The 7,049-nt window shown below is 65.4% G+C and carries 5 protein-coding genes; all 5 read right to left on the bottom strand.

Features of this window, described 5'->3' with window-relative positions; all coding sequences use genetic code 11:
• Positions 1–809: peptidylprolyl isomerase (locus tag ACR2JA_RS11700; RefSeq protein ID WP_434009257.1), on the bottom strand; the 809-nt coding region annotated here is incomplete at its 3' end.
• Between the two features lie 20 nt (positions 810–829).
• Positions 830–1,555 (bottom strand): respiratory nitrate reductase subunit gamma, encoded by a 726-nt coding sequence (narI, locus tag ACR2JA_RS11695; protein ID WP_434009256.1) that lies wholly within the window; start codon positions 1,553–1,555, stop codon positions 830–832.
• Positions 1,552–2,253 (bottom strand): nitrate reductase molybdenum cofactor assembly chaperone, encoded by a 702-nt coding sequence (narJ, locus tag ACR2JA_RS11690; RefSeq protein ID WP_434009255.1) that lies wholly within the window; start codon positions 2,251–2,253, stop codon positions 1,552–1,554. The genes narI and narJ overlap by 4 nt, the downstream gene beginning before the upstream one ends.
• 131 nt (positions 2,254–2,384) lie before the next feature.
• Positions 2,385–3,914 carry a nitrate reductase subunit beta gene (gene narH / locus ACR2JA_RS11685; RefSeq protein ID WP_434009254.1) on the bottom strand — a complete coding sequence of 510 codons (1,530 nt, stop codon included), beginning with the start codon at positions 3,912–3,914 and terminating at the stop codon, positions 2,385–2,387.
• 144 nt (positions 3,915–4,058) lie between these two features.
• On the bottom strand, positions 4,059–7,049 hold a 2,991-nt coding region (locus ACR2JA_RS11680), incomplete at its 5' end, for a nitrate reductase subunit alpha (RefSeq protein WP_434009253.1).

The raw sequence follows: 7,049 nt of genomic DNA, 5'->3' as shown, positions 1-7,049 counted from the left end.
CCTTCGAGCTCGATGCCCTCGACCTGGGCCTGCCCCACCAGCAGGCGCATGTACTGCCGCAGCGCGGTGGCGCGCGACTGGTGCTGCAGGCGCTGGCGGATCGCATCGGCCACGTCTTCGTACGGCGGCAGCGTGCCCTTCTTGCGGCCCAGCACTTCGATGATGTGCAGGCCAAAGCGCGTGTGCACCAGGCGCGGGTGCACGCCCATGCCCCAGCGCGAATCGGTCTGGTGGAACAGCTCGTTGGCCAGCTCGGGCGCGCAGTCTTCGGGCGTCACCCAGCCCAGGTCGCCGCCTTCGGCGCTGGACGGGCAGTTGGACAGCTCGGCCGCCAGTTGCTCGAAGCGGCCCGGGGGCACGTCCTTGCGCGCCAGCTCCAGCAGGGCGCTTTCGGCGCGCTGGGTGAGCGCGTGCACGTTCACGCCCGGCGTGACCGCGAACAGGATGTGCCGCACGTGCAGCGCCTGGCCGGCGATGAAGTGGGTCTTGTTCGCCTCGTAATAGCGACGGCACTCGTCGTCGGTGGGCTCGGGCGAGCTCACCTCGTCGTCGGTCATGGCCTCGATCACGTGGCGCTCGGCCGCGTCCAGCTCGGGCGCCACCAGCACCGGTGTGCGGGGCAGCAGGCCCTGGTGCACGGCGCGCTGGCGCAGCAGTTCGCCATACGCCCGCTCGCGCAGGGTGTCGGCGTCCAGCGCCTCGCCCGGTTCGTGCAGGGCGATGCCGTTGATGCTGGCGGGCACGATCTGCAGTTGGCCGGAGCAGGCGCAGTGCGCGCTGCCGCAACCGGTGGACTTGCTGTCGCTCATGGAGATTCCTTGTTGCATGTTCAGCGACCCCGCTGGCTCATAGGCTGCTGGGGAGTCAGGCCGACGCGGCGGCTGCGCACCACCTGGTAGGGGCGCAGGACGTAGGCCAGCGTGCCGAAACCGCTCCACACGTGCACCAGACGCGAGAAGGGGAACAGCAGGAAGATCGTCATGCCCAGCACCAGGTGCACCTTGTAGGGCCAGTCCAGCGTCACCAGGCCGGCGGCATCGGGACGCAGGGTCACGATGCGCTGCGCCCAGTCCGCCAGCGCCAGCATCACGCCGGCGTCTTTGTGGCCAAACGAATACGGCAGGGTGATCAGGCCCAGCACCAGCTGCACCCACAGAATGATGAGGATGAAGAGGTCGGTGCGGTGGCTGGTCAGGCGGATGCGGTCGTCAAAGATGCGGCGGTGCAGCAGCAGCGACAGGCCGATGAAGCAGATGAAGCCGGCGATGCCACCCGCCGTCACGGCCACCAGCTGCTTCTGTTCGGCGGTGATGAAGGGCTCGTACATGAAGTGCGGCGTGAGCAGGCCCACCGTGTGCCCCCCGAAGAGGAACAGGATGCCGATGTGGAACAGGTTGCTGCCCCAGCGCAGCTGGCCTTTGCGCAGCAGCTGCGACGAATCGCTCTTCCAGGTGTACTGGTCGCGGTCGAAGCGCGCCAGGCTGCCCATGAGGAACACCGCCAGGCAGATGTAGGGGTAGACGTTGAAGAGGAAGTTGTGCAGCAGCGTGTTCATGCCTGCGCTCCTTGGGAAGGTTGGGGAGACTTTCTGACGATCTGGATCGGTTGCGGCTGGCCGGGTTTGGCCTGGCCCTCGGTCGAGCAGCCGCCAAACACCTCGGGCTCGGCCCAGCTCTCGTCCATGGCCGGCTCGGGTGCCACGGCCACGGCTTCGGCCTTTTCGCCCGCCAGTTCCAGCACGGCGGCCAGCACGCTGGCGTAAGGGCTTTGCCGGGCGGACAAGGCGCTGAAGATGTTGCGCACGATGTGGGCGATCTCGCCCAGGAACTCACGCGCCTGCTGGGGCGGCTGGGTGGAGGCGAATTCCAGCAGCACCGGCAGAAAATCGGGCAGCTCGTTCGGGCCGAGGTACATGCCGCCTTTTTCGTAGGTCTGGATCAGGTCGACCATGGCCGGACCCCGTTCGCGCGAATCGCCGTGCACGTGCTCGAACAGGTGCAGCGCCGTGCGCCGTCCGCGGTCGAACAGTTCGACGTATTCGGACTCCACCTCCAGCGCGGGGGCACGCTCCAGGTGACGCAGCAAAGCGCCCAGCTCGGCCTGGCGCATGGGTGCCAGTGCGGCTTCGTTCTGGAGCGCGAGCTGCATCTCGGGGATGTGCTGGCGAAACGCAGCATCGGGGTAGCGCAGCAGGTGCGCGAGCACCCGCAGCGTGTAGGTGGCTTTGGGAGGAGAGGAAGAAAACAGATTCATGGCATCAAATCCTTCAATCAAAAACAGGCCACTGGGCTCGCCGGGCCATACAGCCAGGGCACCGCGGAACCGGCTCTGCCGGGCCGCCAGTGCCGCCCCCTTGAAGGGGGTCGCGCGCAGCGCGGCGGGGGTCAGCCAATGTGTATGGGAATGGTTCGCTTCTTCTCGCTGCCGAACAGGCTGGTCTCGGTCTGCCCTTCCGAGCAGCCATTGCCAAAGCTGAAGCCACAACCGCCCTTCACGTTGAAGGTGTTTTCGGCGTACTCGCGGTGGGTGGTCGGGATCACGAAGCGGTCTTCGTAGTTGGCGATCGCCATGTACCGGTACATCTCCTCGACCTGGGCGGCGCTCATGTCCACCTGCTCCAGCACGTCCTTGTTGATCACACCGTCCACGTGCTTGCTACGCTGGTAGGCGCGCATGGCCAGCATGCGTTCGAGCGCGTGCACCACCGGGCCGGTGTCACCGGCGGTCAGCAGGTTGGCCAGGTACTTGACCGGGATGCGCAGTTGCGAGACGTCCGGGATCTCGCCGTTCATGCCCAGCGCGCCCGACTGCGCCGCACCCGTGATGGGCGAGAGCGGTGGCACGTACCAGACCATGGGCAGGGTGCGGTACTCGGGGTGCAGCGGCAGCGCCACTTTCCACTCCACCGCCATCTTGTAGACCGGGCTCTGGCGGGCCGCGGCCATCCAGGCGTCGGGAATGCCGTCGATGCGCGCCTGCTCGATCACCTTGGGATCGTTGGGGTCCAGGAACAGATCGAGCTGGGCCTGGTAGAGGTCGATCTCGTTGGGCGTGCTCGCGGCTTCGGCGATGCGGTCGGCGTCGTACAGCAGCACACCCAGGTAGCGGATGCGGCCCACGCAGGTTTCAGAACACACCGTGGGTTGACCGGCCTCGATGCGCGGGTAGCAGAAGATGCACTTCTCGGCCTTGCCGCTTTTCCAGTTGTAGTAAATCTTCTTGTAGGGGCAGCCGCTCACGCACATGCGCCAGCCGCGGCACTTGTCCTGGTCGATCAGCACGATGCCGTCTTCCTCGCGCTTGTAGATCGAGCCCGAGGGGCACGAGGCCACGCACGCCGGGTTCAGGCAGTGCTCGCACAGGCGCGGCAGGTACATCATGAAGGTGTTCTCGAACTGACCCATCATGTCCTTCTGGGTCTGCTCGAAACCGTCCAGGTTGGCGTCCTTGCTGCGCTTGCTGAACTCGCCGCCCAGGATCTCTTCCCAGTTCGGGCCCCACTCGATCTTCTCCATGCGCTTGCCGGTGATCAGGCTGCGCGGGCGGGCGGTGGGCGCGTGCTTCATCTCCGGCGCCGACTGCAGGTGGTCGTAGTCGAAGGTGAAGGGCTCGTAGTAGTCGTCGATCTGCGGCAGGTTGGGGTTGCTGAAGATCTTCATCAGCAGCGACCACTTGCCACCTTGCCGGGGCTGAATGGAACCGTCGGCCTTGCGGACCCAGCCACCGTTCCACTTGTCCTGGTTTTCCCAGTCCTTGGGGTAACCGATGCCGGGCTTGGTCTCGACGTTGTTGAACCAGGCGTATTCCACGCCGGTGCGACTGGTCCAGACCTGCTTGCAGGTGACCGAACACGTGTGGCAACCTATGCACTTGTCCAGGTTGAGCACCATGCCGATTTGTGCGCGAATTTTCATGATGGTTTGTCCTTGTTCAGCCGGCGTTCCGGTGCGAAGGGTTTGATCCAGGAAACACCGTGGAACCGGCTTTGCCGGGCCGCAGGTGTTGCCCCCTTGAGGGGGTGACGCGCGGAACGCGCGGCGCGGGGGTGGGCAACAGGCTCATGGGTTCTCGCCTTGGGATTGGTACGCGCGGACCAGGTGGTCATCGGCGGGCGTGTCGAGCCAGTCGACCTTGGCCATCTTGCGCACCACCACGAACTCGTCGCGGTTGGTGCCGATGGTTCCGTAGTAGTTGAAGCCGTAGCTCAACTGCGCGTAGCCGCCGATCATGTGGGTGGGCTTGAGCACGATGCGGGTCACCGAGTTGTGGATGCCGCCGCGCACGCCGGTGATCTCGCTGCCCGGGGTGTTGATGATCTTTTCCTGCGAGTGGTACATCATCTCCATGCCGTTGTTCACGCGCTGGCTCACCACCGCACGGGCCGCCACGGCGCCGTTGATGTTGAACAGCTCGACCCAGTCGTTGTCTTCAATGCCGGCCGACTTCGCATCGTCTTCGCTCAGCCACACCACGGTGCCGCCGCGGTTGAGCGTGAGCATCATCAGGTTGTCGCTGTAGGTGGAGTGGATGCCCCACTTCTGGTGCGGCGTGATGAAGTTCAGCTGGATCTCTGTGTGACCGTTGGGCTTGATGTTGTGGATGCTGTTGGTGGTCTTCAGGTCCACCGGCGGGCGGTAGCTGCCAAAGCCTTCACCGAAAGCGATCATCCAGGGGTGGTCCTGGTAGAACTGCTGGCGACCGGTGAGCGTGCGCCATGGGATGTATTCGTGCACGTTGGTGTAGCCGGCGTTGTAGCTCACCGTTTCGCTCTCGATGCCGCTCCAGGTCGGCGAGCTGATGATCTTGCGCGGCTGCGCCTGGATGTCGCGGTAGCGGATCTTCTCGTCTTCGCGGTAGAGCGCCAGGTGGGTGTGGTCGCGCCCGGTCTGTTTGCCCAGCGCCTCCCAGGCCTTCACCGCCACATGACCGTTGGTCTCGGGTGCCAGCTGCATGATGACTTCGCAGGCGTCGATGTCGCTCACGATGCGCGGCATGCCCTCTGACACACCGGCTTCCAGCGTCTTGCCGTTGAGCTGACCCAGCTGCTCGACCTCGGTACCGGTCTTCCAGCCGATGCCCTTGCCGCCGTTGCCCAGCTTGTCCAGCAGCGGGCCCAGGGCGGTGAAGCGCTTGAAGGTGTTGGGGTAGTCGCGCTCGACCACCGCGATCTGCGGCGCGGTCTTACCGGGGACCAGTTCGCACTGGCCCTTCTTCCATTCCTTGACGTCAAAGGCCTGGGCCATTTCACCGGGGGTGTCGTGCATGATGGGCGAGAGCACCACCTCTTTTTCCACGCCCAGGTGGCCCACGCAGACCTCGCTGAAGGTCTTGGCAAAACCCTTGTAGATCTCCCAGTCCGAACGCGATTGCCACACCGGATCCACCGCCGCCGACAGCGGATGGATGAAGGGGTGCATGTCGCTGGTGTTGAGGTCGTTCTTCTCGTACCAGCTGGCGGTCGGCAGCACGATGTCGGAGTACAGGCAGGTCGTGCTCATGCGGAAGTCCAGCGTGACCAGCAGGTCCAGCTTGCCTTGCGGCGCGTCCTTGTGCCACTTCACCTCGCTCGGCTTCGCGTCGTCCTTGCCGAGGTCCTTGCCCTGCACACCGTTCTCGGTGCCCAGCAGGTGCTTGCAGAAATACTCGTGGCCTTTGCCGCTGGAGCCCAGCAGGTTGGAGCGCCACACGAACATGTTGCGCGGCCAGTTCTGTGGTGCGTCCGGGTCTTCGCAGCTCATCTCCAGCGTGCCGTCCTTGAGCGCCTGGACGACATAGTCCTTGGCGTCCAGGCCAGCGGCCTGCGCGTCTTTGACCACCTGCATCGGATTCGTCTTGAGCTGCGGCGCGCTCGGCAGCCAGCCCATGCGCTCGGCGCGCACGTTGAAGTCGATCATGCTGCCGCTGAAGGCGGCCTTGTCGGCACTGCTGAGCGTCGGCGAGACGATCTCGTCCATGCCGAGCTTCTCGTAGCGCCACTGGTCGGTGTGGGCGTAGAAGAAGCTGGTGCTGTTCATCTGCTTGGGCGGGCGCACCCAGTCGGTGGCAAAGGCCAGCGGCACCCAGCCGGTCTGCGGGCGCAGCTTTTCCTGGCCCACGTAGTGCGCCCAGCCGCCGCCGCTCTGGCCGATGCAGCCGCACATCATCAGCAGGTTGATGACGCCGCGGTAGTTCATGTCGGCGTGGTACCAGTGGTTCATGGCCGCGCCGATGATCACCATCGACTTGCCATGCGTCTTGTCGGCGTTGTCGGCGAACTGGCGCGCCACGGTGATAACCTGCTCGCGCGGCACACCGGTGATGCTTTCCTGCCAGGCCGGCGTGTAGGCGGCGTTGTCGTCAAAGCCCTTGGCGCCACTGCCCAGCCCGCGGTCGATGCCGTACTGCGCGACCTGCAGATCGAACACGGTGGCCACCATCGCGTAACGTTCTTCACCGGCCTTGCCCAGGCGCAGCCGGACGGCCGGCACCTTGGCTTGGTTGATCTCGCCGTTCTGCGCGTTGGCGGTGAAGTTGGGGGTGTCACGGCCGCCGAAGTACGGGAAGCCCACGTCCACCACCTGGTGTTCCTGCTCGCCGTCCTCGATCACCGAGAGCTTGAGTTTGACGTCGCTGTTGCCGCGCGCTTCCTTGGACTCCAGGTTCCACTTGCCCTCGTCTTCGCGGCCCGGCTCGCCCCAGCGGAAACCGATGGAACCGTTGGGCAGCACCGCCTTGCCCGCCGTGTCGAACGCCACGGTCTTCCACTCGGGGTTGCTCTTCTGGCCCATCTGGCCGTTGAAGTCGCTGGCGCGCAGGTAGCGGTCGGGCACCATGGTCACCGTGCCGTCGGGCAGGGTGTGTTCCTTCAACATCACCAGCAGCGGCAGGTCGGTGTAGCGGCGGGCGTAGTCGTCGAAGTAGCTGGAGCGCACAGACCGTGCCCCCACGCCGCCCGAGGGCGGCTGCCCCCCAAGGGGGCTCGAAGAGCTTGGGGCGGCCCGGCGCTCTTCGCCGCCGTCGGGAAAATAGAACTCCTTAAAGACCACGTGGCCCATGGCCATGGCCAGCGC

The organism is Hydrogenophaga sp. (assembly GCF_051007235.1).
Lineage (GTDB): Bacteria > Pseudomonadota > Gammaproteobacteria > Burkholderiales > Burkholderiaceae_C > Hydrogenophaga.
Note: the sequence above shows the minus strand (reverse complement) of the source record. Positions and strands in the feature narration are given on the sequence as shown.